Annotated in this window: 29 protein-coding genes, 3 tRNA genes and 1 pseudogene; 19 read left to right on the forward strand and 14 right to left on the reverse strand. The window is 55.4% G+C overall.

The genetic code is table 11. The features are described from left to right. Positions 1-7 precede the first annotated feature (7 nt). Positions 8-94, forward strand: a tRNA-Leu gene (locus tag A7P96_RS03650). Positions 95-239: 145 nt separating this feature from the next. Here A7P96_RS03650 and ubiE read toward each other — a convergent pair. Genes ubiE through A7P96_RS03675 form a run of 5 tightly spaced genes read right to left on the reverse strand, consistent with a single transcriptional unit; the run spans position 240 to position 2,708 of the window. After that, on the reverse strand, positions 240-977 hold the full coding sequence (gene ubiE / locus A7P96_RS03655; protein ID WP_067524828.1) for a bifunctional demethylmenaquinone methyltransferase/2-methoxy-6-polyprenyl-1,4-benzoquinol methylase UbiE: 738 nt from the start codon (positions 975-977) through the stop codon (positions 240-242). Positions 978-1,007: 30 nt separating this feature from the next. Further along, positions 1,008-1,364 carry a hypothetical protein gene (locus A7P96_RS03660; protein WP_067524830.1) on the reverse strand — a complete coding sequence of 119 codons (357 nt, stop codon included), beginning with the start codon at positions 1,362-1,364 and terminating at the stop codon, positions 1,008-1,010. Between the two features lie 29 nt (positions 1,365-1,393). Next, positions 1,394-1,756, reverse strand: a complete 363-nt coding sequence (locus A7P96_RS03665; protein ID WP_067524832.1) for a hypothetical protein — start codon at positions 1,754-1,756, stop codon at positions 1,394-1,396. Then, the gene (locus A7P96_RS03670; RefSeq protein WP_067524834.1) at positions 1,744-2,145 is read right to left on the reverse strand and encodes a gamma-butyrobetaine hydroxylase-like domain-containing protein; all 402 of its coding nucleotides are present in this window, start codon (positions 2,143-2,145) and stop codon (positions 1,744-1,746) included. Before A7P96_RS03670 ends, A7P96_RS03665 begins: the two co-directional genes overlap by 13 nt. 26 nt (positions 2,146-2,171) lie before the next feature. Beyond that, the gene (locus A7P96_RS03675; protein ID WP_067524837.1) at positions 2,172-2,708 is read right to left on the reverse strand and encodes a GNAT family N-acetyltransferase; all 537 of its coding nucleotides are present in this window, start codon (positions 2,706-2,708) and stop codon (positions 2,172-2,174) included. Positions 2,709-2,890: 182 nt separating this feature from the next. Here A7P96_RS03675 and A7P96_RS03680 point away from each other — a divergent pair, with 182 nt between their 5' ends. The 14 genes and pseudogenes from A7P96_RS03680 to A7P96_RS03745 all read left to right on the forward strand — a co-directional run bounded on the left by A7P96_RS03680 (position 2,891) and on the right by A7P96_RS03745 (position 13,479). After that, a complete protein-coding gene (locus tag A7P96_RS03680; protein ID WP_067524838.1) occupies positions 2,891-3,247 on the forward strand; it encodes a hypothetical protein in 357 nt (118 codons plus the stop codon). 9 nt (positions 3,248-3,256) lie between these two features. Next, on the forward strand, positions 3,257-4,057 hold the full coding sequence (nadE, locus tag A7P96_RS03685) for an NAD(+) synthase (RefSeq protein WP_067524839.1): 801 nt from the start codon (positions 3,257-3,259) through the stop codon (positions 4,055-4,057). Continuing rightward, on the forward strand, positions 4,057-4,755 hold the full coding sequence (locus A7P96_RS03690; RefSeq protein WP_067524840.1) for a YggS family pyridoxal phosphate-dependent enzyme: 699 nt from the start codon (positions 4,057-4,059) through the stop codon (positions 4,753-4,755). The genes nadE and A7P96_RS03690 overlap by 1 nt, the downstream gene beginning before the upstream one ends. Before the next feature lie 72 nt (positions 4,756-4,827). Next, a complete protein-coding gene (gene proC, locus A7P96_RS03695; protein ID WP_067524842.1) occupies positions 4,828-5,622 on the forward strand; it encodes a pyrroline-5-carboxylate reductase in 795 nt (264 codons plus the stop codon). Positions 5,623-5,628: 6 nt separating this feature from the next. Beyond that, on the forward strand, positions 5,629-6,189 hold the full coding sequence (locus tag A7P96_RS03700) for a YggT family protein (RefSeq protein WP_067524844.1): 561 nt from the start codon (positions 5,629-5,631) through the stop codon (positions 6,187-6,189). 91 nt (positions 6,190-6,280) lie between these two features. Then, positions 6,281-6,697 carry an RNA polymerase-binding protein DksA gene (gene dksA / locus A7P96_RS03705; protein ID WP_067442509.1) on the forward strand — a complete coding sequence of 139 codons (417 nt, stop codon included), beginning with the start codon at positions 6,281-6,283 and terminating at the stop codon, positions 6,695-6,697. Between the two features lie 161 nt (positions 6,698-6,858). After that, a tRNA-Met gene (locus A7P96_RS03710) sits at positions 6,859-6,935 on the forward strand. A gap of 4 nt (positions 6,936-6,939) precedes the next feature. Continuing rightward, positions 6,940-7,015, forward strand: a tRNA-Ala gene (locus A7P96_RS03715). Positions 7,016-7,414: 399 nt separating this feature from the next. Next, a complete protein-coding gene (locus A7P96_RS03720) occupies positions 7,415-8,182 on the forward strand; it encodes a PhnD/SsuA/transferrin family substrate-binding protein (protein ID WP_067524848.1) in 768 nt (255 codons plus the stop codon). 108 nt (positions 8,183-8,290) lie between these two features. Next, the gene (locus tag A7P96_RS03725; RefSeq protein ID WP_067524921.1) at positions 8,291-8,575 is read left to right on the forward strand and encodes an ACT domain-containing protein; all 285 of its coding nucleotides are present in this window, start codon (positions 8,291-8,293) and stop codon (positions 8,573-8,575) included. Between the two features lie 192 nt (positions 8,576-8,767). Beyond that, positions 8,768-10,123 carry a PFL family protein gene (locus A7P96_RS03730; protein ID WP_067524850.1) on the forward strand — a complete coding sequence of 452 codons (1,356 nt, stop codon included), beginning with the start codon at positions 8,768-8,770 and terminating at the stop codon, positions 10,121-10,123. Positions 10,124-10,183: 60 nt separating this feature from the next. Beyond that, positions 10,184-10,965: pseudogene (trpA, locus tag A7P96_RS03735) on the forward strand (tryptophan synthase subunit alpha). A gap of 138 nt (positions 10,966-11,103) precedes the next feature. Continuing rightward, positions 11,104-11,967, forward strand: a complete 864-nt coding sequence (gene accD / locus A7P96_RS03740) for an acetyl-CoA carboxylase, carboxyltransferase subunit beta (RefSeq protein WP_067524853.1) — start codon at positions 11,104-11,106, stop codon at positions 11,965-11,967. A 168-nt stretch (positions 11,968-12,135) separates the two neighbouring features. Continuing rightward, a complete protein-coding gene (locus A7P96_RS03745) occupies positions 12,136-13,479 on the forward strand; it encodes a hypothetical protein (protein WP_067524854.1) in 1,344 nt (447 codons plus the stop codon). Positions 13,480-13,628: 149 nt separating this feature from the next. Here the strand turns inward: A7P96_RS03745 and A7P96_RS03750 are convergent, their stop codons facing one another. The 5 genes from A7P96_RS03750 to dusB form a co-directional block, all read right to left on the reverse strand. Beyond that, positions 13,629-14,708, reverse strand: a complete 1,080-nt coding sequence (locus tag A7P96_RS03750) for a T6SS immunity protein Tli4 family protein (RefSeq protein ID WP_067524856.1) — start codon at positions 14,706-14,708, stop codon at positions 13,629-13,631. Positions 14,709-14,861: 153 nt separating this feature from the next. Then, the gene (locus A7P96_RS03755) at positions 14,862-15,344 is read right to left on the reverse strand and encodes a ProQ/FINO family protein (RefSeq protein WP_049258048.1); all 483 of its coding nucleotides are present in this window, start codon (positions 15,342-15,344) and stop codon (positions 14,862-14,864) included. Between the two features lie 256 nt (positions 15,345-15,600). Further along, a complete protein-coding gene (purE, locus tag A7P96_RS03760) occupies positions 15,601-16,089 on the reverse strand; it encodes a 5-(carboxyamino)imidazole ribonucleotide mutase (RefSeq protein ID WP_067524857.1) in 489 nt (162 codons plus the stop codon). Positions 16,090-16,153: 64 nt separating this feature from the next. Next, positions 16,154-16,393, reverse strand: coding sequence for a Fis family transcriptional regulator (locus A7P96_RS03765; RefSeq protein ID WP_067442493.1), 240 nt, complete (start codon positions 16,391-16,393; stop codon positions 16,154-16,156). A gap of 103 nt (positions 16,394-16,496) precedes the next feature. After that, on the reverse strand, positions 16,497-17,501 hold the full coding sequence (gene dusB, locus A7P96_RS03770) for a tRNA dihydrouridine synthase DusB (protein WP_067524862.1): 1,005 nt from the start codon (positions 17,499-17,501) through the stop codon (positions 16,497-16,499). A gap of 209 nt (positions 17,502-17,710) precedes the next feature. On the opposite strand from dusB, the gene A7P96_RS03775 reads away from it, so the two are divergent. The 3 genes from A7P96_RS03775 (at position 17,711) to A7P96_RS03785 (ending at position 19,290) form a co-directional block, all read left to right on the forward strand. Further along, positions 17,711-18,310: a dual specificity protein phosphatase family protein gene (locus tag A7P96_RS03775; protein WP_231863628.1), complete on the forward strand. Its 600-nt coding sequence runs from the start codon at positions 17,711-17,713 to the stop codon at positions 18,308-18,310. Positions 18,311-18,440: 130 nt separating this feature from the next. Further along, the gene (gene rpmE / locus A7P96_RS03780) at positions 18,441-18,656 is read left to right on the forward strand and encodes a 50S ribosomal protein L31 (RefSeq protein WP_064090120.1); all 216 of its coding nucleotides are present in this window, start codon (positions 18,441-18,443) and stop codon (positions 18,654-18,656) included. A 232-nt stretch (positions 18,657-18,888) separates the two neighbouring features. Then, positions 18,889-19,290: an endonuclease/exonuclease/phosphatase family protein gene (locus A7P96_RS03785; RefSeq protein WP_197476440.1), complete on the forward strand. Its 402-nt coding sequence runs from the start codon at positions 18,889-18,891 to the stop codon at positions 19,288-19,290. Between the two features lie 255 nt (positions 19,291-19,545). On the opposite strand, the gene aspA is transcribed toward A7P96_RS03785, so the two are convergent. From aspA to cysK, 4 genes are all read right to left on the reverse strand, one after another. After that, entirely contained in the window at positions 19,546-20,943 is a 1,398-nt protein-coding gene (gene aspA, locus A7P96_RS03790; protein ID WP_067524864.1) for an aspartate ammonia-lyase, read from the reverse strand. Between the two features lie 232 nt (positions 20,944-21,175). After that, complete coding sequence (gene pip / locus A7P96_RS03795) at positions 21,176-22,114, reverse strand: prolyl aminopeptidase (RefSeq protein WP_067524865.1); 939 nt, start codon at positions 22,112-22,114, stop codon at positions 21,176-21,178. 480 nt (positions 22,115-22,594) lie between these two features. Continuing rightward, entirely contained in the window at positions 22,595-23,056 is a 462-nt protein-coding gene (locus A7P96_RS03800; protein ID WP_067524867.1) for a prokaryotic membrane lipolipid attachment site family protein, read from the reverse strand. Positions 23,057-23,218: 162 nt separating this feature from the next. Further along, positions 23,219-24,157, reverse strand: coding sequence for a cysteine synthase A (gene cysK / locus A7P96_RS03805; RefSeq protein WP_067524868.1), 939 nt, complete (start codon positions 24,155-24,157; stop codon positions 23,219-23,221). A gap of 215 nt (positions 24,158-24,372) precedes the next feature. On the opposite strand from cysK, the gene A7P96_RS03810 reads away from it, so the two are divergent. After that, positions 24,373-25,332 (forward strand): beta-ketoacyl-ACP synthase III, encoded by a 960-nt coding sequence (locus A7P96_RS03810; RefSeq protein ID WP_067524869.1) that lies wholly within the window; start codon positions 24,373-24,375, stop codon positions 25,330-25,332. Positions 25,333-25,543 lie beyond the last annotated feature (211 nt).

Consider the following 25,543-nt stretch of genomic DNA (forward strand, 5'->3'; position numbering starts at 1 on the left):
TTAAAGAGCCCAGGTGGCGGAATTGGTAGACGCGCCAGCTTCAGGTGCTGGTATCCTCACGGGTGTGGAAGTTCGAGTCTTCTTCTGGGCACCAAAGAATAACGAATAGTTGGTCCTGCATGGTATGAATGAGCCATGCGGGATTTTTATTGTTTGTTGAGTGAACTTTGTATTCAGAGGCTACCTGAAATATTTTTCGTTTTCAGGTAGCCTTTTATTTTGCAACCTGCGAGCGGCAATCAGAATTTCACACCCTTATGCAGAGCCACGATACCGGCGCTCATATTGTGGTAGTCCACGCTGTCGAAGCCGGCGTCGAGCATCATTTGTTTGAGGGTTTCCTGGTCGGGATGCATGCGGATGGATTCGGCCAGGTATTGATAGCTGTCGGCATCTTTGGCGATGAGTTTGCCTATGAGCGGCAAGAGCTTGAAGGAGTAGAGGCTGTAGGCCGGAGCGAGCATCTTGGCCACTTTGGAAAATTCCAGCACGAGCAGTGTACTGCCGGGTTTGAGCACGCGGTGCATTTCTTTGAGGGCGGCGTCTTTGTGCGTCATGTTGCGCAGGCCGAAGGATACGGAAACGAGGTTGAAATAGTTATCCGGGAAGGGCAGTTTTTCGGCATCACATACGGCCACGGGCAGGAGCAGGCCTTCGTTGAGCAGGCGGTCGCGGCCCACGCCAAGCATGGAAGAGTTGATGTCGGTGAGCCAGACTTCGCCGTCTTTGCCCACGCGTTTGGCCCAGCCGCGCGAGAGGTCGCCCGTGCCGCCGGCGATGTCGAGCACTTTGCCGCCTTTGGGCACGCGGGCGGTGGTGATGGTGAAGTGTTTCCACACGCGGTGCAGGCCGCCGGACATCACGTCGTTCATGATGTCGTATTTTTTGGCGACGGAGTGGAATACTTCGGCCACTTTGGCGGCTTTTTCGCTTTCGTTTACGGTACGGTAGCCGAAATGGGTTTGTTTGTCGGTCATTGTGGTGCTTTCAGATAGCCTTTGGGCGGGTTACATCAGGTTTTGGTTGGCGGCGCAGCTTTGCAGGCCGACAACCAGTTTTTGGAAGATTTCTTGGTTTTGGTCGTTGGGAGACAGGCCGGCGCGAATCAGGTCGCGTTTCCATTTTTCGCGGTCGGTGTATTGGGCGGAAGCGGTGTCGTAGGCGCAATGGCAGAGCTTGGAAGCTTCTGCTTGGCTCAATTGGCGTTTGAAGGCTTGCGGATCGAGCGCGCCTTTGACACAACCTTCGATAAAGCCGTCTTTGGCTTCTTGCTCGGTTACGTTGCTGGCGGCTTTATTGGCAATAAAGTCGCAGCCGGCCAGGAGCAAGAAGCTGAGGACGAACAGGGCGGGTTTGGTGGACATAAAGTGCTTTCAGGTAGCCTGCAGAAGGGTTACAGCTGGCCTTTGGAGAAGCGGTCGATACAGGTGGTCATGGCGGCTTGGATTTTGGCTTCCAGCTCTTTATTGTTTTGGTTCAGGCCGTAGCGGATGAGGTCTTTCTTCCACTCTTCGGAGTTGCTGTAGGTGGAGGCGGCTTGGTCGTAGGTGCAGCCGCACAGTTTGGTGGCCGCTACGTCGTTGATTGAGCCTTTGGAGGATTCAACGGCAGATTTGGCGCAGTTGGTCACGAATTCGCTGCGGGCTTTTTGGTCGTCGATTTGCCCGGCGGCGTTGTCGGCAACTTTATCGCAGCCGGCCAGCAACAAAACGGAGGCGGTGATGAGGGCGGGGAGGGTGCGGCTTAATGCGGACATTTTTTTCCTTTCGGGATAGCAAGGGTTTGTGTGGCAGGTTCGCGGGAAGCGCCGGCTGCGTCGAGGCGGCGCAGGTAATCGGGCCACATTGTAGCGTATCCGCTTGCCAATTCATACAGGTAGCCCCAGCTGTAGAGGCCGCTGTCATGGCCGTCGGAGAAGGTGATTTTGAGGGCATAGTTGCCGACAGGCTGAAGGTTGGTGATGCTGATGCCGGCTTTACCGGTTTGCAGTTTGGCCTGCCTGCGTCCGTGGCCGCGCACTTCGGCGCTGGGGGAATACACGCGCAGGTATTCGGCAGGCAGGGTGTATTCGGCATTAGGGTAAACCAATACGAGGCCTTGGTGGTCAGCTTGTAGGCGGATTTGTTGCGGGGGCTGGTGAAGCATGGGGTTCCTTTTTTGTGTAATAGAGGCTACCTGAAAATGGGAGTGGTGGCTAATGCGTATAGCAGGGCGGTGTGCGTTTCGCCGGTGATCTTGGAAAAGAAGTGCTCTATGGTTTGCTGGTGGCGGAAGCCACATTTTTCCAGCACTTTTTGTGAGGGGATGTTTTCTTGATAAGCGCCGGCCAATAGGCGGGTTAGCTCCAGCTTTTCAAAAGAATAGGCAATCATGGCTTGCAGGGCTTCGGTGGCATAGCCTTTGCCCCAGAAGCTTTCGCCCAGCCAATAGCCTATTTCGGCTTCGCCTGCGGCCAGTGGCAAATTGCTGTCGTTGGGGAAAAGAAGACCGATGCTGCCGATGAGTTGATTGTCGGCAAGACAGATGGCGAAAGAATGGGGATTAAGCAGGATATGTTCGATAATTTCCTGGCTTTCTGCCACGCTTTTGTGCGGAAGCCAGCCGCACATTGCGCCTATCTTAGGGTTTTGAGCTTGCGCGTAGAGTGCGGCAGCGTCGGCGAGTATCCATGGGCGGAGGATAAGGTGGGCGGTGCGGAGGGTTTCCATTGATTGCTTTCGGTTTGAGCGGCGCAGAAAGCTGCGGTGTTCATTGTTATTACGCTGAGGCTTTGGTTTTCAGGTAGCCTCTGCAGAATTTTAGCAGATTGCCGGGCTGGGCTTAGCATTTGGCTTTTGGGCGGATTGGCGATATATTACCCGCTGCCGTGAAACCGAGCGAAGGATGGCAAATGGGCGAGATAGAATTGTTGGCACACATCATCAGATGGCACGATGAGCTTTCGGCCGATATTCGGGTGTTGAAGACAGATGCGGATATTTTTGTGCGCCCGCGTGCGATTAGGATTCTGCTCAGCCTGCTGCTACGGGAAGGCTACCTGAAAAATGACGATAACGATGAAGTGGTGCTCGAAATGGAGCTAAACCAGCCAACTTTGCAAGGCAGGGTGGGTGTGAGCGATTCGCTGGGGCGATATTATTATTTGGAAGAGAATGAAAAGATTGCGGATGAAGCCGGCCTGGCTTCATTAAGCGTTTATATTCAACAGGTCGCCAATGAATTATGCGTTGGCGGCTCATCAAAATAGGAAAACATGATGCAAACCCAAGCCGTTATCCGACACATCAGCCGCTGGCTGGCCGATTATGCCGTGCGCGCGGGCGCAAAAGGTTTTGTGGTGGGCATTTCCGGCGGGGTAGATTCCGCCGTGGTGTCTGCCCTGTGTGCGCACAGCGGGCTGGACGTGTTGTGCGTGGTGCTGCCCATCCGCCAACAGGCCGACCAGTTGCAGCGGGCCAACGAACACATCGCCGACTTGCAGCGCCGTTTTATCAACGTGCGCAGCCAAATGCTGGATTTAACGCCAACTTTCGAGCAATTCGAGAGCAGCGTGGCCGACACCGCCGCCGCCAATAAAAACCTGGCCATGGCCAACACCCGTTCCCGCCTGCGTATGGCCGCGCTGTATTACTATGGCCAAATCAACGGCCTGCTGGTGGCGGGCACGGGCAATAAGGTGGAAGATTTCGGCGTGGGCTTTTTCACCAAATACGGCGACGGCGGTGTGGATTTAAGCCCCATCGGCGATTTGCTCAAAACCCAGGTGTACACCCTGGCCGAAGCCTTGGCGGTGCTGCCCGCCATCCGCCAAGCCGCACCCACCGACGGGCTGTGGGACGAAGAGCGCACCGACGAGCAGCAGATGGGCGCGAGCTATCCCGAGCTGGAATGGGCGATGGCGCAAAGCGAAGCCGGCCGCCGCGCCGAAGAATTTGCCGACCGCGAGCGCGAAGTGTTCGAGATTTACCAACGCCTGCACCGTGCCACGCTACACAAAATCCAGCCCATTCCCGTGTGCAAAATTCCCGCTGAATTATTTGATGAAAAGGAAAAATGATGAGAGTGCTAACCATGAACCTGCACGCCGTGCGCGCCCGCATTTGGGCTGCCGCTGAAGCGGCAGGCTGCCCCGAGCCCGAACTGATTGCGGTGAGCAAAACCTTCCCCGCCGCCGATGTGCGCCTGTTGTGCCAAAAAAGCACGCAGCGCGATTTTGGTGAAAACTATCTGCAGGAATTTGAAGAAAAAAGCAGCGAACTGGCCGATATTCCCGACATCCGCTGGCACATCATCGGCCATATCCAATCCAACAAAAGCCGCATCGCCGCCGAACGCGCCCATTGGGTGCACACCATAGACCGCGAAAAAATCGCCCGCCGCCTGAGCGATCAGCGGCCGGAAACCATGCCGCCGCTGCAAGTGCTGATTGAAGTGAACATCGGCGGCGAAGACGTCAAACACGGTGTGCCGCCGCAAGAGGAAACGCTGCGCGAACTGGCTTTTCAGGTAGCCTCCCTGCCCAGGCTGAAACTGCGCGGCCTGATGTGCGTGGCGCGGCTGGGCAGCAGCGAAGAAGAGTTGCGCCAGCAGTTTGGCCGCATGAACGAATTGCTGCAATTTCTGCAGGCGCATGGGCTGGATGTGGATGTGCTCTCCATGGGCATGTCGGACGATTTGGAAACCGCCGTTGCCTGCGGTACCACCCATGTGCGTATCGGCAGCGCTATTTTCGGGCAGCGGGATTATGGCGAATAAAGGTTTCAGGTAGCCTGTCGGCAGGTAGATGAGGCTACCTGAAACTTTCAAACCACCACATAAGGAAACATCATGACCATCTATTTTCTCGGCGCAGGCAATATGGCCTCTGCCATTATCGCCGGCATGAGCCGCGCCGGTGGTTTCGATATCTGTGCCATCGACTACAGTGCCGACAAGCTGGCCACGCTTGCGCAGCAATACGGCATCGCCACTGCTGCAGAGCTGCCGCCGCTGAAGGAGGGCGACGTGTTGGTGTTGGCAGTGAAGCCGCAAGATATGCAGGCGGCACTGCAAAAGGTACAAACGGGCGGCGCGCTGGTGTTGTCGATTGCCGCCGGGCTGCCGTGCGCGGCCTTGAGCCGCTGGCTGGGCGGCAAGCGCCGCATCGTGCGCATTATGCCGAACACTCCAGCGCAGGTGGGGCAGGGCTTGGCCGGTTTGTTTGCCGACAGCGGCGCATCTGCGACCGACCGCGAATTAGCCGATCGTATTATGCGTGCCAGCGGGCAAACTCTGTGGCTGGATAGTGAAGATGGTCTGCACCGCATTACCGGTATCAGCGGCAGCGGCCCGGCCTATGTGTTTTACTTGCTTGAAGCGCTGCAAGACGCCGCAAGGCAGCAGGGTTTCAATGCGGAAGAAGCGCGGCAGCTCAGTTTGGCCACGTTTCAAGGTGCGGTGCGGCTGGCCGAGCAGAGCGGGGAAGAGTTTTCCGATTTGCGGCAAAAAGTTACTTCCAAAGGCGGCACCACTTATGCTGCGCTGCAAACCTTTGAGGCGCGTGGTGTGGCCGAAGCGATTGGCACGGGCGTGGCTGCCTGTGTGGCGCGTTCGCAGGAATTGGCCAAGCAGCTGGCAGAATAGGGCTGTATGTTTAATCAATTCGTCTCCCTGCTTGCTGATGCGCTGGTCATGCTCCTATTGGCGCGCTGCCTGCTGCAATACGGTCGTTTGAATTATATGCACCCGCTGGCGCAGTTTTGCTGCCGCAGCAGCGACTGGCTGGTGAAGCCGCTACGCCGCCTACTTCCTCCCTTGGGCGGTTTGGACAGCGCCTGCATCTTGGCGGCTTGGCTGCTGTATGTAGCGTTGTATTTGTTGTTGTCACTACTCAATCTGCCGGCGGGGATGTTTGGCTGGCCGATAGTAGCGGCAGATGTGTTGCTCGCTGCGCTTGTCCTTACGCGTTCGGCAGCTTATGTGTTGCTGGGTGGTTTGTTGTGGCGCATGGTGCTGTCTTTATCGCAGGCGTATTCGCCGCTGGTGGCAGTGCTCAGCCGCGTGTATGAGCCGCTGTGCCGCCCATTTGCCTTTTTGCGTATCGGTCGCTGGGATTTTTCAGGTAGCCTGTTGGCGCTTTTACTGTGGGGCTGGATTGGCTGGGGGTTGCCGGCGATTATCATGCATTTGAATTTTTTGCTCTTGCCATAAGCGGTCGGCTGTTTTATATTTCGTTCTTTTATAAAAGAAGCAGCCGCTTTCGGGAAGGGCGGTTGGTAGAATTTCACAAAAAGGATAACTCATGGCAAAATTAACCGAGCAAGACATCATCAACTGGAAAGGCCCGGAAGAGGAGTATATGAATGCTGATCAGCTGGCTTTTTTCCGTGAGTTGTTGGTTAAGCTGCAAGACGAGCTGATTCAAAAGGCGGCCGACACTACTGGCCATCTGCAAAACCATGAAGCTGCCCCCGACCCGGCTGATCGTGCCACGCAGGAAGAAGAATATGCGCTGGAGTTGCGCACCCGCGACCGTGAGCGTAAATTGTTGAACAAAATTCAGGCCTCGCTGCGTCAGATTGATGAAGGTGAATATGGCTATTGCGTCGATACCGGCGAGCCCATCGGCCTCAAGCGCTTGCTCGCCCGCCCTACTGCCACTTTGTCGGTGGAAGCGCAGGAGCGGCGTGAGCGCATGAAGAAACAGTTTGCGGGTTGATACATCAAATGGGCTGGCGAGTGAAATACCGGCTTGTTTGAGTTTTGAAAAGCAGTGTGAAAATATAGTTATCCATATAAATCAAACTATAGCAAAAAAGTGTGTTTTGGGGTTTGACAGAATTTGAGAAAGCCGTATAATACGCGCCTTCTGGAAGAAGTGGCGAATTAGCTCAGCTGGTTAGAGCAGAGGAATCATAATCCTTGTGTCCGGGGTTCGAGTCCCTGATTCGCCACCAAATTGGGGGTATAGCTCAGTTGGTAGAGCGCTTGCATGGCATGCAAGAGGTCAGCGGTTCGATCCCGCTTACCTCCACCAAATTTCAAAGAGTCGGCTAAAATAGCCGGCTCTTTGTTGCATTTCAGGTAGCCTTTCCTGTATGTTAGGCCTCAGAGCCTGATGTAGCGGAGGGCTTCCAATATTGGCAGAAAATCCTTGCCTGATGCTATTTCTAGCATATCCATAGCCAAGCAAAAAATCACCTAATATTAGGTGGTTTTTTATCGCAGGTAAAGGTGGTAAGATAATTACATTAGAACAGAATGACTCTTTTCGTCCCTGCTGTTTTTTGGGGGGATAAGGGTAGGGCGCTTGGAATACGGTTGATGTTTTAACCTTAAGTTTTCAGGTAACCTCAATCCAATCTCGAAACACAAACACACATCCTCATTTGTTGTGAAGACAGAAATTACTCAGCAAAAACAAGGAAAAAGTTTTATGGTGCAACAAGCTGGAATCAACTTTGTGGTGGCGCCGGACTACCTGCCCGACCACTTCAGCCATTGGTATCTGCTCAGCAGCCATTTACAGCGCGAAACCGAACTCTCCATCCATCTGCATCTGCCTGCTAATGTTGAAGAAATACAGGAGTTAGCCGAGGGAGGAAAAATGGACATGCTCTATGTCAACGCTTTTGATGCTATGGCGCTGATCAAAGACAAAGGCTATTTGCCGCTGGTGTGCCTGAAAGATAAATTTGATGAAGCCGTGGTGGCCGTCTCTGCCGAATCGGAATATCAAAAAATGGAAGACCTGCCGGCTGATGCGTTGATCAAAACCGGCTCCAATCCCGATATCCGCTGCCTTGGCCTGCGCTTGTTGAAACAGGCCGGGCTGGATGCGGAACAGCTTAAAATCGAAGAAGCCGCCACCTTCCCCCAGGCAGCCTCTGCCCTGATTAGAGGCCAAGCACAGGCCGGCTTCTTTCTGGCCAGTACCTATGCCTACATGAGCAAGCGCACGCTTGAGCAGCTGCGTGTTTTGCAGGAAAGCAGTTTTGCCGTCGTCACACATATGGTGGTATTGCATCCTGATTTTGCCGAACAGCAAGAAGCCCTGCGTCAGGCATTTGCCGAGATGGCCGACAAACCCACCGGCAAAACCACGTTGGAAGCATTGGATTTGCCTGCCGGTTTCGCCGCCCTCACCCAAGAAGCTGCCGAACAGATGGTGGCCAATGCCGAAAACGGCCAACAGGATGATTGAGCACGGCCACCGTTCTATGCATGCCCATATCCTAGGAGGCCTTTGCGAACACACCGCAGAGCGGCACTTCGCAAAGGCCTCAAATTTTCAAACAGAAATTGAATGACTATGCCCCAGCCTAACCCCCATTCCATACTCACCATTATCGGCAAAGACCGCATCGGCATCGTTTACGACGTATCCAAACTCTTGACCGAACATCAAATCAACATCCTCAATATCAGCCAGCAGCTCATGGGCGAATATTTCACCATGATTATCCTGATGGACACCAGCCACTGCCCGCAAAGCCGCGAAGAAATGCTGAGCGTGTTTGCCCAAGCCGGTGAGAAGCTGGGCTTGGATATTCGCATGCAAAACGAAGCGTTGTTCAACGCTATGCACCGGATTTAATTTGCAGGCTACCTGAAAGCTCTTCGCCGCGATTACAGTATTTTAGGCAGGGAATATGTTTCAGGTAGCCTGAAGTGAGGAAATACCCAGAGATATTCGCATACCAGATGCGTAAAAGTGTTGAGGGAACCCATAGAAATATGTATGTCAAATTCAAAATTTAATCCAACAATATAAAAAGGCTACCTGAAAATGTCCCTTCACTTTACCGAAATCCTCGAAACCATCCGCATGGTATCCGAGCAAAACTTTGATGTGCGCACCATCACCATCGGCATTGACCTGCACGACTGCATCAGTCCTGACCTGGAACAGCTCAACCGCAACATCTACGACAAAATCACCCGTATCGGCAAAGACCTGGTCACGACTGCCACAGCACTCTCCGCCAAATACGGCGTGCCCATCGTCAACCAGCGTATTGCCGTCACGCCGATTGCGCAAATTGCCGCCGCGACCGGGGCGGACAGCTATGTGAGCGTGGCAGAGACGCTGGACAAGGCGGCCAAAGCCATCGGCGTTTCCTTTATCGGCGGCTTCTCCGCCCTGGTGCACAAAGGCCTCTCGCCCGCCGACCGCGTCCTGATCGCCAGCATCCCGGAAGCGATGCGCACGACCGACATCGTCTGCGCCTCCATCAACACCGGCAGTACCCGCGCCGGCATCAACATGGACGCGGTCAAGCTCGCGGCGGACACCATCAAGCACACCGCCGCCATCACCCCGGAAGGCTTCGGCTGCGCCAAAATCGTCGTCTTCTGCAACGCCGTCGAGGACAACCCCTTCATGGCGGGCGCCTTCCACGGCGCAGGCGAAGCGGACGCCGTCATCAACGTCGGCGTCTCCGGGCCGGGCGTGGTGCAAGCGGCGCTGCAACACTGCGATAGTAAGAACCTCACCGAAATCGCCGAAGTTGTCAAAAAAACCGCCTTCAAAATCACCCGCGTCGGCGAACTCATCGGGCAGGAAGCGGCGCGGCTCCTCGGTATCCCCTTCGGCATCCTCGACCTCTCGCTCGCGCCCACCCCCGCTGTCGGCGACAGCGTCGCCCGCATTCTCGAAGCGATGGGTCTCAGCGTCTGCGGCACGCACGGCACCACCGCCGCCCTTGCCCTGCTGAATGACGCGGTGAAAAAAGGCGGGATGATGGCCTCATCCGCCGTTGGCGGCCTGAGCGGCGCCTTCATCCCCGTCTCCGAAGACGAAGGCATGATTGCCGCCGCTGCCAGCGGCACCCTTACCCTGGACAAACTCGAAGCGATGACGGCAGTGTGTTCCGTCGGCCTCGACATGGTTGCCGTGCCGGGCGACACCCCGGCGGCGACCATTGCGGGCATCATCGCTGACGAAGCCGCCATCGGCATGATCAACAGCAAAACCACCGCCGTGCGCATCATCCCCGTACCGGGCAAAGGCGTGGGCGAACGCGTCGAATTCGGTGGCCTGCTCGGCTACGCGCCGATCATGCCGGTGAAATCGGGCTCGTGTGCGGACTTCATCGCGCGCGGCGGCCGCATCCCCGCACCGGTGCAGTCGATGAAGAATTAAACCAAAGGCTACCTGAAACCTTTATTTGGTTTTCAGGCAGCCTTAGATATGGATGAAATCATTGGTAGAATCAAACAAGTCTTTCAAAAAAACGATACACATAAAGCCTTGGTTGCCTACATCACCGCCAGCGCCCCAAACTTTGAAACCACACTGGAGCTGATGCGCAGCCTGGCCGCCAATGGCGCGGATATTATCGAGCTGGCGTGCCGTTTCCTGCCCCGATGTTGGACGGCCCCACCATCCAGCGTGCCGCCGAGCGTGCCTTGGCAAACGGAGTCGCCCTGAAAGATGTATTGGAAACCGTGTGCCGTTTCCGTCAAAGCAACCAAAGCACGTCCGTGGTGCTGATGGGCTACCTGAATCCGATTCACAAAATGGGCTATGAACCATTCGCCCGTGCCGCTAAAGCAGCCGGCGTAGACGGCGTGCTCACGGTGGACAGCCCGATTGAAACCGTGGCCCCGCTGCATAACGCGCTCAAAGCCGCCGGGCTCGACACCATTTTCCTGATCGCCCCCACCACCGGCGAGGAGCGGATGGCCGAAATTGCCAAGCTGGCTTCCGGCTTCGTGTATTACGTATCGCTCAAAGGCGTTACCGGCTCGGCCAGCCTGAACACCGCCGAAGTGGCGGAAAAAGTGGCCGTGCTGCGCCGCCATGTGCCGCTGCCGATTTGTGTGGGCTTCAGCATTTCTGATGCCGAGAGTGCGCGGCAGATCGCTGCCGTGGCCGATGGTGTGGTGATCGGCAGCCGCATTGTGAAAGAAATCGAAGCCAACCCCGGCCGCGAAGTCGAAGCCGCAGGCAAGTTGGTGAAAAGCCTGAAAGAAGCCATTTGAGGCTACCTGAAAGCACAAAACCAAACGTAAACTTTGGCAAAGTTAAAACTTGAGCCGGCGGCCGGCAAAGGCTATGATGGCGGCTGTCCGTTTTCAGGTAGCCTTCTGCCTCGGCAATTATTAACAAAGGAGCAAGCCATGAGTTGGCTCGACAAAATCCTCCCCCCGAAAATCAAACGCGAAGACAGTGGTAAATCCGGCGTGCCGGAAGGCCTGTGGCGCAAATGCCCGGCCTGCTCTGAAGTGCTGTATGCCTCCGATTTGGAACAAAACCACCAAGTTTGCCCCAAGTGCAACCACCACAACCCGCTCAGCGCCCGCGAGCGGCTGGATCTGCTGTTAGACGAAGCAGGCCGCGAAGAAATCGGCGCCGAGGTGAAGCCCACCGATATCCTGAAATTCAAAGACAGCAAAAAATACCCCGACCGCCTCAGCGCGGCGCGCAAAGCCACCGGCGAGAACGATGCCTTGGTGGTGATGAAAGGCGAAATGGACGGGCTGCCCGTGGTGGTGGCTGCGTTTGAATTCCGCTTTATCGGCGGTTCGATGGGCTCGGTGGTGGGCGAACGTTTCGTGCGCGGCGTGCGTGAGGCGGCGGAAAACGGCTGCTCCTTTATCTGCGTGGCCGCTTCCGGCGGGGCACGGATGCAGGAAGGCCTGAGCTCGCTGATGCAGATGACCAAAACCAGCGCCGTGCTGCACCTGTTGAGTGACAAGCAGCTGCCCTTTATTTCCGTGCTCACCGATCCGACCATGGGCGGCGTTTCTGCCAGCTTCGCCTTTTTGGGCGATGTGGTGCTGGCCGAGCCGAATGCGCTGGTGGGCTTTGCCGGCCCGCGCGTGATCGAGCAGACTGTGCGCGAAAAGCTGCCCGAAGGCTTCCAGCGCGCCGAATTCCTGCTGGAGAAAGGTGCCATCGACCAGATTGTGGATCGCCGCGAAATGAAAGCGCGCATCGCCAAACTTATTCGTCTGCTGCGCAACCAGCCGGTGGCGGCTTAGTTGGGAGAGATACGAAGGGAAACAGGCCGGAGCAATCCGGCCTGTTTTTTGTTTGCTGTTTCAGAATGGCGAGTGGTTACCTGAAATGGATAAATTGTTTCAGGTAGCCTCTCGCTAGGCTGCCTGCTTTCGCTATAATTCTTAACAGCCTGGCTATGAAAGAACCGCATGAACCACCTGAAATATTTGTTTGGTGTAATTGCCATCCTGATCATGTCTGTTGTTTCTACTCTGTATCTGTTCCCCGAATGGCTGAAACAGCGTGAAATTCGCGCTGCCGAAGCTGATTTGGCCTTGTTGGCCACTCCGCCTGCGCCACCGTCATCCGTGAAAAACGGTATAGACGCGCTGTGGCTGTTGGAATACCGCACCACCGACGATGCCGAGCGTGCTGATTTGATGCGCCGCTTCGGCCACATTATCCAAGGCGATAATGATGCTTTTAAGCAGCATCAAGAATTAGTGGCCAAACACCTGCCGCTGTCCGATGGCGATGCATTGAAACTTACTGGCACGGTAGCGCAATCTTTAGCTGAAGTCCGCGCACATCTGCCAAAATACCGTGCCGAGGTGGAAAAACAGGCCGAATTGTTTGCCAATATAGATAAGCTAGCCGATTATGACACTTTCACCCCGCGTGATTGGCCAAACGATGAAGCAGATTTGAACAAAATGCGGATTCCTCGTTTTCAATTGGTCTTCCGCAGTCATGCTGTTGCTATGCTGGATTGGGTGCAGGGCAGGGAACATGAAGCTTGGCGGCGCGTCTGCCGCAACATCAAAACCGGCCGCAGCCTGCTGAACAGCCGCCCCGGCTTGATTTACCCTATGATCGGTAACGCCATTATCCTCCGTAATACCGACTTGGCAGCACAAATGTTGTATGAAAAACCCGAATGGGCAAACCGCCTGCCTGACGAATGCGGCGGCATGTTTGACGTGCTAACCGAACAAGAGCAAAGCATCTGCCTGGCGGTACAAGACGAATTCCGCCTATCTGCCAACCTACAGCACAAATTGGAAAACGAAGTGCAGCAGATGACACCGACAGGCCAATCGTATGGCCCCAGAGTATTGGATACGGCACATAGCCTCGCCATGATGGCGCCGTATTATGCTGTCTGCTGCAAGCCGGAAGCTGCTGCGATTTTGCAGGCCGACCAGAAAGCGTCATGGCAGCCGTTGTCGGAAAAAACACTGATCGAAAAATGGGCGTGTGTGAGGAATAGCGTTGGTTGCTTGACTTCTGATATCGCGATACCTTCGTTTGGCGAATACGTCTACCGCCTGCAAGACACCGCCATGCAGCAGCGCTCCTTTAATGCTGCCTTGGCCTTATACCGCCTGCCCGCCGGCCAGCACCGTGCCGCCTTGGATAAGGTCTTGGCCGAACATTCCTCCCCATCGCGCAAATTGAGCTGGAATGAGCAGGAGCGGATGATTTATTTTGATGCATACAGCCCAAACAAGGCGCCGGATCCGATTCCGGTTAACCTGAATGCCGGGAAATAGGGTGCAGCTGGTCTGAAAAAAGATAAGCTGCTGTCAGACCAATTTGCCTGCACCAAGGAGGCGCGGCAATAGCTGTGCTACACCCGATAAATTAAGGCTACCTGAAACAGAAAAACTGTTTCAGGCAGCCTTTTGCTTGGGTTGCCGGGTTATTCCACCGGTTTGAGGGTGGTCAGGACAGTGTCCCAAATAGCGAAGATTTCCTGCTGGCTGCGTTTGGTGCCGTCGAAGGTTTCGGTACCGAAGGGCATCATCACGAGGAGGCGGTCGCTTTCGCGCTCCCATCTAAGCAGGTAGTGGTTGCCGTCCCAGCGGCTGATTTTTTCGTAGCCGGGCATGCCGTTGATGGTGCGCGGGCCTTGGCGGATGGCGCGGGCGGTGAGCGATTGCATAAAGCCTTTCAAGCCTTCGGTGTCGGGATGGTTGCGGCCGTTGGCGATGGAAGCGCCGCGCGGGTTGCGGCCGTGGGAGATGATGATGTAGGTATCGTCTTGGCCGGCGAAATAAACGCGGGAGCTGCCTTTAAAGGGGGTATCGCCGTTGTCGGCGAAGAAGCCGTCGGGGATGCACACACCTTGGTGTTTGGGCACTTCGTATGGCTGGCGTTCGCGCAGGCGGGAGGTGAGGTCGCGGCGCATTTCATGCGTTACTTTGTTGAGCAGTGTGCGCTCCTGTTCACGCCAGTTGCTTGGTTCTGTGCCGTCCGGGGTGGGGATTTTTAATTCGCCGTCGGTATGGAAACCGCCGTTTGGGCCGAGTTTGACGATAAGCTCGGCATCGTAGCGAATGCCGAGACTGGCACTCAGACGGCTGCCGTCGAACATGGGGGTTTTGCGGGTGAATTGCAGGAAGGCGCGGCCGGAGATGAGCTCTCGCTCGCCGATATAGCCTTCGCCATGGCCGGTGCGCCGATCGAAATAGCGGTTAAATCCGCCTTGCCGCCTTTGGGTGAGGATGACGTTGAGGAAACGCCAATCGTCGGCGTAGTGTTTGATATGCCAGCCGTTGTAGTGGTAGTTTTCAGTTTGGCCTTGGTCTCTTGAGCCATAGCGGCGCTCGGCGGGCAGGCGCATTTGCACACGGCCGGCGCAATAGGGCTGGGCAGTCCAATAGGCGGTGTTGATCATGGAGGTGTCGGTGGGTTGGTCGGCGGTGGGCGGAGGCAGGGGGTTGCCGGCACAGGCAGCGAGCAGCAGGGCAGCGATGGGGAGGAGGATGGGTGTGCGCATATGGTTTTCCTTATGTGGGATTAGAGTTTGAGGCTACCTGAAAGTTTCAGGTAGCCTGTAGTGTGGTTGTGGGTATTCATTAGCGCTAATTCATACTGAAGTACAGCAAAAGGCTACCTGAAACTTTTCAGGTAGCCTTTATGGGCCGTAGATTTATTCGGCTGCCGGGGCGGCAGGGGTTTCTGCGGCGGGCGCAGCAGTTTCTGCTGTGGCTTCGGCGGGCTGTTCGGCAACGGCGGCTTCAGCCTCGGCCGCCTGTTGTTCGGCCTGTTTGGCGGCTTGGCGGGCAAGCATTTCCTGCACGGCTGGGTGTTGCTGGGCGATGGCCTGCTCTTCGGGGCTGACTTCGCCTTTGAAGCGGTTGTTCAAATCGAAGCGCTTACCGCCGCGTGCCAGCGATTTGAGGTAGCGCGGGCGGCGGCAGTGGTTGGAAAGCACGCGGGCGATCAGGGCGGGGTCGTATTGGGGCAGGGCGGCAACGAGGTCTTTGTCGATGCCCAAGGCCAGGGGTTTGAAGCGTTTGAATACGTCGTATTTGCCGTAGATGTGGTCGGCAATCAGATCGGTTTGCTTCTTCTTGCTCATGGTCTGCACGGCAGATTTGAGGGCGGCTCCCAAGGCGGTTTCTTGTGTCATGGCAGGTTCTCGGTTAGTGGGGTAGTGGGTGGATTGTGGCACAGCTTGGCAGTTTTGGCGAACAATCCTTATATTTTTGCCAGTTTGTGCGGCTTTGTCTGGCAATAATTGCTATTTTGCCGGACGGCGGGTGTTGTTTTCAGGTAGCCTGAATAGCGTGGATTTTGCAGCTGAAGCTTTTTCTTTCATGTTAGGTAGCGAGTTGTATAAGCACAGTCAGTACACGGCCAAACGGGCTAGGCAATCAGGGTTTTAGTTATTCGGCTTCAGGCAGTTCCATTGCCAGCACGGTTTGGCGCTGGGTTTCGCGGAAATCGGCAAGTTTTTGTGCGATGGCGGCATCATGGTTGGCAAGCAGGGCGGCGGCAAAGAGGGCGGCATTGGCAGCACCGGCTTCGCCGATGGCGAAGGTGGCCACGGGAATACCTTTGGGCATCTGCACGATGGAGAGCAGGGAGTCTTCACCGTGCAAATATTTGCTGGGCACGGGCACGCCGAGCACGGGCAGGGTGGTTTTGGCGGCCACCATGCCGGGCAGGTGTGCGGCACCGCCGGCGCCGGCAATAATGGCCTGCAGGCCGCGCTCGCGGGCGGTTTCGGCGTATTCAAACATCAAGTCGGGTGTGCGGTGGGCGGAAACCACGCGGGTTTCGTAGGCGATGCCGAATTGTTTGAGCACGGCGGCGGCGTGCTGCATTACGGCCCAATCGCTGTTGCTGCCCATGATGATGCCGATTTTGGTCATTTAGGTGTTCCTTGTGGTTTTGGAGTAAGAGGCTACCTGAAAAATATTGGTCATAGCGCGGCGGCTAAATCAGGCCGTGGGCGGTAAGCTTTTTACGCAGGGTGTTGCGGTTTAGACCGAGCACTTGGGCGGCTTTGGATTGGTTGCCTTCGCAATGCGCCATCACGCAGCGCAAAAGCGGTAGTTCTACTTGCTGCAACACCATTTGATACACGTCGTGAGCCGGTTGGCCGTCGAGATCGGTAAAGTATTGCTGCAGGCTGTTTTCGATGCAAGTAGTAATATGGCTGTTCTGACGGAGCATTTTGCTCTCCTTTTATTATTGTGGTGTAAAAACGGGGGTGGCAAACCGGCACATTATGCAGCAGCGGGTATTGCCAGCTTCCCTTCGTGCGGTTTGCGGTGTTTCAGGCCTGCCGCCAGGGGCAGGGCCAGTATTCGTGTTGTTCGGACTGTGCGACCAAAAAGGCGGCTAGCCCGTTGTATTGCGCTTCGGCACTCTCCAGCGCGTTTAGGCGACGGCGTTCGGTCTCGCCTTCCGGCAGGTCGGCCAGATACCAGCCGATGTGTTTGCGGGCAATGCGCATGCCGGCTACTTCGCCGTAGAAGCCGTGCATGGCACGGATATGGCCAAGCAGGGCTTCGGAGGCTACCTGAAAAGGCAGCGGCGGCGGCAGGCTGCCGTGAGCGAGGTAGTGCACCACATCGCGAAACAGCCAAGGCCGGCCTTGGGCGGCACGGCCGATCATCACGCCGTCGGCGCCGGTTTCGGCCAACACGCGCGCGGCTTTCTGCGGGCTGTCGATATCGCCGTTTACCCACACGGGAATGCTCAGGCGGCGTTTGGCTTCGGCAATCAGACCGTATTCGGCCTGGCCGCGATACATTTGGGTACGGGTGCGGCCGTGGATGGCGATGGCGGCAATGCCGGCGTCTTCGGCCATGCGGGCAATGGTGAGGATATTTTTGTGTTCGTCGTGCCAGCCCAGCCTTGTTTTGAGGGTAACCGGCACACTCACTGCACGCACCACGGCATGTAAAATTTCGGCCACCAAGGGCTCGTTTTGCAGCAGGGCGCTGCCAGCCTGCACCTGGCATACTTTCTTGGCCGGGCAGCCCATATTGATGTCGATAAGCTGCGCGCCCTGCGCCACGTTGTAGCAGGCGGCTTCGGCCATTTGAGCCGGGTTGCTGCCGGCAATCTGCACGGCAATCACACCGCTTTCGCCGCTGCGGTCGATGCGGTTGAGGGTTTTGCGCGTGTTTTGCAGATCGGGGTTGCTGCTGATCATTTCGCCCACCGTCCAGCCCGCGCCGAATTGCCGTGCCAGCATGCGGAACGGTTTGCCGGTGATGCCGGCCATCGGCGCGAGCGCCACGGCGGGGGAAACAGTGTAGGGGCCGATTTGCATAAAGCTGAACTGCTGTAAATTGGGAATTGTACATTTTTTAGACAAAGCCTCCAAGTGCGGCGGCGGTTGTCGGAACGGGCATGCTTATTTACAATGCGTGCCGTTATTGTTTTTCAGGTAGCCTGCGATTGCGATGAAGGCTACCTGAAAGTTTCATTTGAATAGCGTGTTACAGAATTAAATAAAGAGATTACGCAATGGGAACAAAAATGAATAAAACCTGTTTGGGCGGGCTGTTGCTGGCACTTATGCTGAGCGCCTGTGTGCAGCCGCAGGCACAGGTGCAAACGCCGCCGGCCGGGCAGCCTGTTTGGGCGGAGCAGGTGAGCAAGGCGGCCAATCTGTATCGGGTGGACGACAAACTCTACCGCAGCGAGCAGCCGGTGGCGGAAGATGTGGCGCTATTGCAATCTTTGAACGTGAAAAGCGTGGTGAATCTGCGCTATTTCAACCGTAGCGGCGACCGCAAAGTGTTGGCCGACCGGGGCATCGCGCTGTTCAACCGCCCACTGCTCACTTGGCGGATTACGCCGAAACAGGTGGCCGAAACGCTATATTTGATTGAACAGCAGCAGGCTGAAGGGCCGGTGTTGATCCATTGCTACCACGGCGCCGACCGCACAGGCCTGATTGCCGGCATGTACCGCATCATCTACCAGGGCTGGACGGTGGAGCAAGCCAAAAATGAAATGCGCCACGGCCCCTACGGCTTCCACAGCATCTGGCGCAATATCGAGGATTTGTTTACCGAAGAGAACGTGCGCCAAGTGCGGACGTATTTGCAGCAGTTGCGTTCGCAGCCTAAATAGCCGAAAAATAAGTTTTCAGGTAGCCTAATATGCGCGCAGCCTATTGCCTTAATGGACGTTTTTAAGTACAATCCGTCGCTTGTCTGTAGTATAGGCAAATCCCCTATACCCGCTTTTTAAAGGAAAAACCATGAAACCTGAAATTCATCCTGACTACCATGAAGTCAATGTTACCTGCTCTTGCGGCAACAAATTCACCACTAAATCTGCCATGAGCAAAACCGAATTCAACATTGAAGTTTGCTCTGAGTGCCATCCGTTCTACACTGGTAAACAGAAGATCGTGGATAGCGCCGGCCGTGTGGACAAATTCAATCAGAAATACGGCAATATGTTCAAACGTTAATTTGCTGCTGTGTTTCCCCGAGGCTGCCGAATGGCGGCCTTTTGTTTTGCCTGGAAATAGGGCGGGATGTCAGGAAACGGATGCCAAGCAGGCTGAATACAACAGAAATGAAAAGTTTTGACTGAAGCAGTTGGAAAATGGCATAGACAGGACATATTTAGCAGAGTATTGCAGGTTGGCACATAAGATGCTACCTGAAAAACAGCATTAAATTTCTTTGCCACGCCACACCATGAGCCGCGCCGTTTCCATCACCACCTACAATATCCACAAAGGCATGTCGCCGCTAAATCGGCGGCTACAACTGCCGCAAATGGTCGATGCCCTGCAGCATCTCGATACCGACATCCTGTTTTTGCAGGAAGTGCAGGGCGTACACCACAAACGGCAGCAGAACGTGCCCGAATTTCCTGCCGAGCCACACGGCGAAGTGATTGGCCGGCAGCTCGCTTTTGCTTGCAGTTATGGCCAAAATGCCACCTATGCCGGCCGCCACCACGGCAACGCCATCCTCAGCCGCCTGCCGCTGCAGATGTGCACCAATCTAAACGTATCGGTAAACCGGCTCGAACAACGCGGCGTGCTGCATTGCGAAATTCAGCCACCCGGCAGGGATAGGATGTTACCGTATTAAACGCAGTAAGCCACCAGGGGTTGCTCTGGCAACGACTCTCCGACCACCTGCCCCCTCTTTGCTGTAGTCGTACCGAAATAGTAGTGGTGAGTAGTAGCAAAAGCACTCCACTTCCTACAGGGTTACTTGCCTTGCCGTACTATTTGTACTGTTTGCGGTTCGCCGCCTTGTATGAAAAAATGTGCTTCAACTGGAAAGGCTACCTGAAAACCGATTATCGGTTTTCAGGTAGCCTTTCTCTTTTTCAATTTAAGCTCACAAACGTGGATTGGCCAAATTCTGTGGTGACAGAATCCGGTCGAGTTCCGCTTCGCTCAAGAGCTGGCGCTCCAGCACCACTTCGCGCACGGTTTTGCCGGTTTGGGCGCAGATTCTGCCTACCAAGTCGCCGTTTTCGTGGCCGATATAGGGGTTGAGATAGGTTACCAGGCCGATGGAGTTGAAGACGTGGCGTTCGCAGATTTCGCGGTTTACCGTGATGCCGCGCACGCATTTGTCGGCCAGTGTAACGGCGGCGTTACCTAAAAGCGAGATGCTTTCAAACATGGATTGCGCGATAACCGGCTCCATCACGTTGAGCTGGAGCTGGCCGGCTTCGGCGGCAAAGGTGATGGCGGTGTCGTTGCCGATTACTTTGAAGCAAACTTGGTTCACCACTTCGGGAATCACGGGGTTCACCTTGGCGGGCATAATTGATGAGCCGGCCTGCATTTCCGGCAGGTTGATTTCTTTCAGGCCGGCACGCGGGCCGGAGGAGAGCAGGCGCAGGTCGTTGCAGATTTTGGAGAGCTTCACCGCGGTACGCTTCAGGGCGCCGTGCACCATCACATAGGCGCCGCAGTCGGAGGTGGCTTCGATCAGGTTTTCGGTGAGCTTGCAGGGCAGGCCGCTGATTTCGGATAGTTTTTGTACGGCCAGCGACGCATAGCCTTGCGGCGTATTGATGCCTGTGCCGATGGCGGTGGCGCCAAGGTTTACTTCCAGCAGCAGTTGGCGGGTGCGTTCGAGGTTGGTTTCTTCTTCTGCCAGCAGCACTTGGAAGGATTGGAATTCCTGACCGGCAGTCATGGGCACGGCATCTTGCAGCTGGGTGCGGCCCATTTTTAGGATGTCTTTAAATTCATTAGCTTTGGCAGCAAAGGTGTCTTTTAGGTGTGCCAGTTTGCCCAGCAGTTCGCCAATGCTGGTGTACACGGCCAGTCGGAAGCCGGTGGGATAGGCATCGTTGGTGGATTGGCTGGCGTTTACATGATCCATGGGGTTGACGATGTCGTAGCGGCCTTTGGCGTGGCCTAAGGCTTCCAAGGCGAGGTTAGCGATAACTTCGTTGGTGTTCATGTTCACCGAAGTGCCGGCACCGCCTTGGAATACGTCGGATGGGAACTGGTCGAGGCAGCGGCCTTTAATCAGCACCTCGTCACAGGCTTGGGCAATGGCGGCGGCGATTTCGGGCTTGAGTGCGCCCAGCTCGCCGTTGGCCTGGGCTGCGGCTTTTTTCACCATTACCATGCTGCGTACAAACTGGGGTATGTCGGAAATTTTCTGCCCGGAGATTTGGAAGTTTTCCACTGCGCGCAGAGTGTGGATGCCCCAATAGGCGGCTGCGGGGATTTCGCGTTCGCCTAGGAGGTCGTGTTCGGTGCGGGTTGTCATGTTTGGATATCCTTTGAGTGGGGTAGGGTGGTTAATGTAGGCTGGCGGCAGCGGTAGCCTAAAGATTGCTGATAGCTTACTGCGGTATGTTGGGAAAGTGTTGGTTAGCATTCATTGCCAGCAAAATGATAGCAGTTCGTTGCTGCCCATGATTGGCGTTACATCAAAGAGGCTACCTGAAACAGTGAAATGGTTTTCAGGTAGCCTCATCGCGCGTGCTCAACGGAATCAATCAAGCGCCGAGCCGCTCGGCAAATTCATCGGTGGCCTGCACTAGTGCATCGGCGATGGCAGGGTTTTGCGCGTAGTGGCCGCTTTGGATAATACGCAAATCAGCCTGCGGCAGTGCCTGCTTCAAATCCCATGCGCTGCGGGTGGGGGTGCAGAGATCGTAGCGGCCTTGCACGATGATGGTGGGGATATGCTGGATTTTGTGGGCGTTGGCCAAGATGGATTTATCGCCCTGCAACCAGCCTTGGTGCATGAAATAGTGGTTTTCGAAACGGGCGATGGCCAAAGAGGCTTGCGGGTCTTCGTCCACCGGTTTGGGGTCGAACCAAATCAGCCAGCTTTCCCAATCTGCCCAAGCTTTGGCGGCAGGCAGATGCACGGCGGGATCGGGCGAATTAAGCATCCAATAATAAGCCTCCACCAACGAGCCGGCACGTTGTTCCGGCGGCACGGCGGCTAAATAGCGTTGCCACTGTTCGGGGTAAATCATGCTTACGCCGCCTTCTTCGCTCAGCCAATTAATTTCAATTTGTCGGCAGAGGAAAATGCCACGCAAAATCAAGCCGCATACACGGTCGGGATAGGTTTCGGCATAGGCGAGAGAAAGGGTGCTTCCCCATGAGCCGCCGAATACCAGCCAGCTCTCAATGCCAAGCATTTTTCTTACTTTCTCAATATCTTCCACTAAGTCCCAGGTAGTGTTTTCGCGAGTATCGGCATAGGGGGTGGATTTGCCGCTGCCGCGTTGGTCGATGATGATGATACGGTATTTTTCCGGATTGAAAAAACCCCGGCAAGCCGGACTAGATCCGGCGCCGGGGCCACCGTGCAGGAAGATAACAGGGATGCCTGCAGGATTACCGCTTTCCTCCCAGTAGATTGTGTGGAGCTCAGATACAGGCAGCATACCGCTGCGGAGTGGTTCTTGAATCGGATACATAAACTTCTCCTTAATTCAGAATTTGGACAGATATCGGTATTGCCTAACAGATGCTCATCGATATCTATGCGCCATTTGTTATAAATGGTTTTAGGTATATCATAGGGAGAATGATACACCATTTCGTTCACCTTTAAAATTTAGTAAAGATTTGTTGTATCAGGGTGGTTTAATAGACTGATAATTGTGCTGGAAAATCAAATAGAGACGAGGGTTGTGCGCTGTGTGTGGCAAAGCAGCTTTATTTATGTATAGTGAAACCCTAACCAATTGCTACGGGATTAATTCGCTTTGTTGTACTCTTGTACTGTCCTGCTACTCACTGCCTTGTGTCAGTTAATTAGGGACTCTATAACTATATGAAAAATGTGCTTCGGCAATATTGAAGAAACAAAATAAAAGGCTACCTGAAAACGCAGCGCAGCAGAGTTTCTGCAGAGCTAAAACTTTCAGTAACCTTTGCTGATTCGTGCAGCTTGTTTATTTCAGCGGCTGCATATTCATCACTTCCATCAGGAAGTTGGTGAACGCAGGGTTGGCCGGACGGTTTTGCATATTGGGCCAACGTTGCTGCCAGCCTTGCAGGGCGTTGCGCACGAAGATTTTAGATTGCTCGGGCGTGATGCGGCCTTGTTGGCTTTGTACGGCAGAGCGCAAGTAGATTTCATACATGCTGTCGTCCACGCTGTTGCGGCCGACTAAGTTGATGCGGAAGCGGTTGAGTTGCTGCGCAGCCTGGGTTTTGGTTATACGGCCTTTGTTTACTTCGTAGCCCAAACGGGTGGCTTCGTTACGGATTTTAGCCACATCGCCCCAATGATTGGCGGCTAGGGTGTAGCGTGGTGAGGCCTGTGTGTTTTGGCGTGTGCTGTTTGGGGAGGAGAGAAGGTTGCAGCCGCTGAGCAGGCCGACAACGAGGAGGATTGGGATATATCTTTTCATTTTTTGACTTAAAGGTAACAGTTCCATTGATGCAGCTAACTATAGGGAAAATCTGGCGGCACGGCAAGTTTTTGGCTATTTTGCAGACAAATTTGCAACATGCCGGCAGGTGTGAAATACGAGAAAAGCCGCAGCAATGCGGCTTTTTGGCGTTGGATTGCCTTAGGAGGCGAGGTCTTCAAACAGCGGGGTGGAAAGATAGCGTTCGCCGTTGGAAGGCAGCACCACTACGATGAGTTTGTCTTTGTTTTCCGGTTTTTTCGCCAGCTCCAAGGCAGCCCAGATGGCGGCGCCGGAAGAGATACCCACCAAGAGGCCTTCTTTGGCGGCGGCATCGCGGGCGGTATCGAAGGCGGCTTGGTTAGCCACGGTAATCACGCCGTCGTAGATTTCGGTGTTCAGGGTTTGCGGCACGAAGCCTGCGCCCAAGCCCTGAATCGGGTGCGGGCCTTTTTCGCCGCCGCTCAATACGGGGGAAGCGGCAGGCTCAACTGCATAGGCCTGCAGCGAGGGTTTGTGTTTTTTCAGCACTTCGCCCACGCCGGTGAGTGTGCCGCCGGTCCCCACGCCGGAAACGAAAATATCAACTTGGCCGTCCGTGTCGCGCCAAATTTCTTCGGCGGTGGTGCGGCGGTGGATTTCGGGGTTGGCGGGGTTGTCGAACTGGCGCGGCATAAAGTACTGGCCGGGGTGGGCGTTCACCAGTGCTTGGGCGCGGGCGATGGCGCCGGGCATGCCTTCTGCGCCGGGGGTGAGGATAAGCTCGGCACCATAGGCGCGCAGCAGCATTTTGCGCTCCTTGCTCATGGTTTCCGGCATGGTGATGACCAGTTTGTAGCCCAAGGCGGCGCAAACCATGGCCAGGCCGATACCGGTGTTGCCGCTGGTGGCTTCTACAATGATGGTGTCGGGTTTGATTTGGCCGGCTGCTTCGGCGGCGCGGATCATGGAGATGGCGATGCGGTCTTTCACGCTGCTGCCGGGGTTGAAGTATTCCAGCTTGGCGGCCACTTTGCCGGGCAGGCCTTCAGTGAGGCGGTTGAGGTAAACCAGCGGGGTGTTGCCGATTAAATCAACGATGTTGTTGGCGATATTGTTCATTAGGGGCTCCTGTGAAGTGTGAATTGGATACGGTGCGCATGATAATGGTAAAGCCGCAGGCAAACAAATAATTTGTTTTTGTATCTTTATATTAAAAAGGCATATGCAATGGCGGTATTTCGCATGAAGTTTGGATAAATCATGAGACAAACCCGGCGGAAATCTTTAAAATACGCCGTTTCCCAGCAGTAGATTAACCCTAAAGCGACACACTCATGACCTACGCCAAAATCCTCGGCACCGGCAGCTACCTGCCGGCCAAAACACTCAGCAACCACGACCTAGCCAAAATTGTAGACACTTCAGACGAGTGGATTACCACCCGTACCGGCATCAAAACCCGCCATATCGCCGCCGACAACGAAAAATGCAGCGACCTGGCCGTGGCCGCAGCCCGCAAAGCGCTGGAAGCCGCAGGTGCGGAATCCGCCGAAGTTGACCTAATCATCGTGGCCACCTCCACACCCGATATGCAGTTCCCCGCCACCGCCACCATCGTGCAGCAGAAGCTCGGCATCAGCGGCTGTCCTGCGTTCGATGTGCAGGCCGTGTGTGCCGGCTTTATGTATGCCATCACCACCGCCAACGCCTACATCAAAAGCGGCATGGCCAAAAAAGCTTTGGTAATCGGTGCCGACGTGTTCAGCCGCATCATGGACTGGACCGATCGGCGCACCTGCGTGCTGTTCGGCGACGGCGCCGGCGCCGTGGTGCTCGGTGCATCCGACGAGCCCGGTATCCTGCACAGCAAACTCTTGGCCGACGGCAGCTACGGCCACCTGCTGCAAACCCCTGGTCAGATTGCCAACGGCGCCGTTTGCGGCACACCGTTTTTGCAGATGGATGGCCCCGGCGTGTTTAAATTCGCCGTGAAAGCGCTGGCCAAAGTGGCCGAAGACGTGATTGCCGAAGCCGGCCTCATCCCCGAGCAAATCGATTGGCTGGTGCCGCACCAGGCCAACTACCGCATTCTGGAAAGCACTGCCAAACATCTCAAACTTGGTATGGAAAAAGTGGTGCTCACCGTGCAGGATCACGGCAACACCTCCGCTGCCTCTATTCCCCTCGCCCTCGACTGGGGCGTGCGCCACGGCAGCATCCAACGCGGCCACACCCTGCTTTTGGAAGGCATCGGCGGTGGCTTCGCCTGGGGCGCGGTACTGGTAAAATATTAGGCTTGCAGCTGCCTGTTAGGCACCAAGAAAGGCTACCTGAAAGTTTCAGGTAGCCTTTTGCGTGGGTATCGGCAAGCATAAGCAGGGCATTCATGCCCAATATCGACATTATTATTTGATCAGCACAAGCGATTGAAACAGAGTTAAAACCTACTGCTACTGGTTTGCAGCTAGCCTCCGGTACAATTAAGGCTGGCTGAAATCCTTGCTG

The sequence above is a fragment of the Eikenella sp. NML03-A-027 genome (assembly GCF_001648395.1).
In the GTDB taxonomy this organism is placed as follows: Bacteria; Pseudomonadota; Gammaproteobacteria; order Burkholderiales; family Neisseriaceae; genus Eikenella; species Eikenella exigua.

Bases quoted from the DNA above. Each gene is read 5' to 3' on its own strand.
- ubiE (WP_067524828.1), bottom strand. From the start codon at position 977: ATGACCGACAAACAAACCCATTTCGGCTACCGTACCGTAAACGAAAGC.
- A7P96_RS03660 (WP_067524830.1), bottom strand. From the start codon at position 1,364: ATGTCCACCAAACCCGCCCTGTTCGTCCTCAGCTTCTTGCTCCTGGCC.
- A7P96_RS03665 (WP_067524832.1), bottom strand. From the start codon at position 1,756: ATGTCCGCATTAAGCCGCACCCTCCCCGCCCTCATCACCGCCTCCGTT.
- A7P96_RS03670 (WP_067524834.1), bottom strand. From the start codon at position 2,145: ATGCTTCACCAGCCCCCGCAACAAATCCGCCTACAAGCTGACCACCAA.
- A7P96_RS03675 (WP_067524837.1), bottom strand. From the start codon at position 2,708: ATGGAAACCCTCCGCACCGCCCACCTTATCCTCCGCCCATGGATACTC.
- A7P96_RS03680 (WP_067524838.1), top strand. From the start codon at position 2,891: ATGGGCGAGATAGAATTGTTGGCACACATCATCAGATGGCACGATGAG.
- nadE (WP_067524839.1), top strand. From the start codon at position 3,257: ATGCAAACCCAAGCCGTTATCCGACACATCAGCCGCTGGCTGGCCGAT.
- A7P96_RS03690 (WP_067524840.1), top strand. From the start codon at position 4,057: ATGAGAGTGCTAACCATGAACCTGCACGCCGTGCGCGCCCGCATTTGG.
- proC (WP_067524842.1), top strand. From the start codon at position 4,828: ATGACCATCTATTTTCTCGGCGCAGGCAATATGGCCTCTGCCATTATC.
- A7P96_RS03700 (WP_067524844.1), top strand. From the start codon at position 5,629: ATGTTTAATCAATTCGTCTCCCTGCTTGCTGATGCGCTGGTCATGCTC.
- dksA (WP_067442509.1), top strand. From the start codon at position 6,281: ATGGCAAAATTAACCGAGCAAGACATCATCAACTGGAAAGGCCCGGAA.
- A7P96_RS03720 (WP_067524848.1), top strand. From the start codon at position 7,415: ATGGTGCAACAAGCTGGAATCAACTTTGTGGTGGCGCCGGACTACCTG.
- A7P96_RS03725 (WP_067524921.1), top strand. From the start codon at position 8,291: ATGCCCCAGCCTAACCCCCATTCCATACTCACCATTATCGGCAAAGAC.
- A7P96_RS03730 (WP_067524850.1), top strand. From the start codon at position 8,768: ATGTCCCTTCACTTTACCGAAATCCTCGAAACCATCCGCATGGTATCC.
- accD (WP_067524853.1), top strand. From the start codon at position 11,104: ATGAGTTGGCTCGACAAAATCCTCCCCCCGAAAATCAAACGCGAAGAC.
- A7P96_RS03745 (WP_067524854.1), top strand. From the start codon at position 12,136: ATGAACCACCTGAAATATTTGTTTGGTGTAATTGCCATCCTGATCATG.
- A7P96_RS03750 (WP_067524856.1), bottom strand. From the start codon at position 14,708: ATGCGCACACCCATCCTCCTCCCCATCGCTGCCCTGCTGCTCGCTGCC.
- A7P96_RS03755 (WP_049258048.1), bottom strand. From the start codon at position 15,344: ATGACACAAGAAACCGCCTTGGGAGCCGCCCTCAAATCTGCCGTGCAG.
- purE (WP_067524857.1), bottom strand. From the start codon at position 16,089: ATGACCAAAATCGGCATCATCATGGGCAGCAACAGCGATTGGGCCGTA.
- A7P96_RS03765 (WP_067442493.1), bottom strand. From the start codon at position 16,393: ATGCTCCGTCAGAACAGCCATATTACTACTTGCATCGAAAACAGCCTG.
- dusB (WP_067524862.1), bottom strand. From the start codon at position 17,501: ATGCAAATCGGCCCCTACACTGTTTCCCCCGCCGTGGCGCTCGCGCCG.
- A7P96_RS03775 (WP_231863628.1), top strand. From the start codon at position 17,711: ATGAATAAAACCTGTTTGGGCGGGCTGTTGCTGGCACTTATGCTGAGC.
- rpmE (WP_064090120.1), top strand. From the start codon at position 18,441: ATGAAACCTGAAATTCATCCTGACTACCATGAAGTCAATGTTACCTGC.
- A7P96_RS03785 (WP_197476440.1), top strand. From the start codon at position 18,889: ATGAGCCGCGCCGTTTCCATCACCACCTACAATATCCACAAAGGCATG.
- aspA (WP_067524864.1), bottom strand. From the start codon at position 20,943: ATGACAACCCGCACCGAACACGACCTCCTAGGCGAACGCGAAATCCCC.
- pip (WP_067524865.1), bottom strand. From the start codon at position 22,114: ATGTATCCGATTCAAGAACCACTCCGCAGCGGTATGCTGCCTGTATCT.
- A7P96_RS03800 (WP_067524867.1), bottom strand. From the start codon at position 23,056: ATGAAAAGATATATCCCAATCCTCCTCGTTGTCGGCCTGCTCAGCGGC.
- cysK (WP_067524868.1), bottom strand. From the start codon at position 24,157: ATGAACAATATCGCCAACAACATCGTTGATTTAATCGGCAACACCCCG.
- A7P96_RS03810 (WP_067524869.1), top strand. From the start codon at position 24,373: ATGACCTACGCCAAAATCCTCGGCACCGGCAGCTACCTGCCGGCCAAA.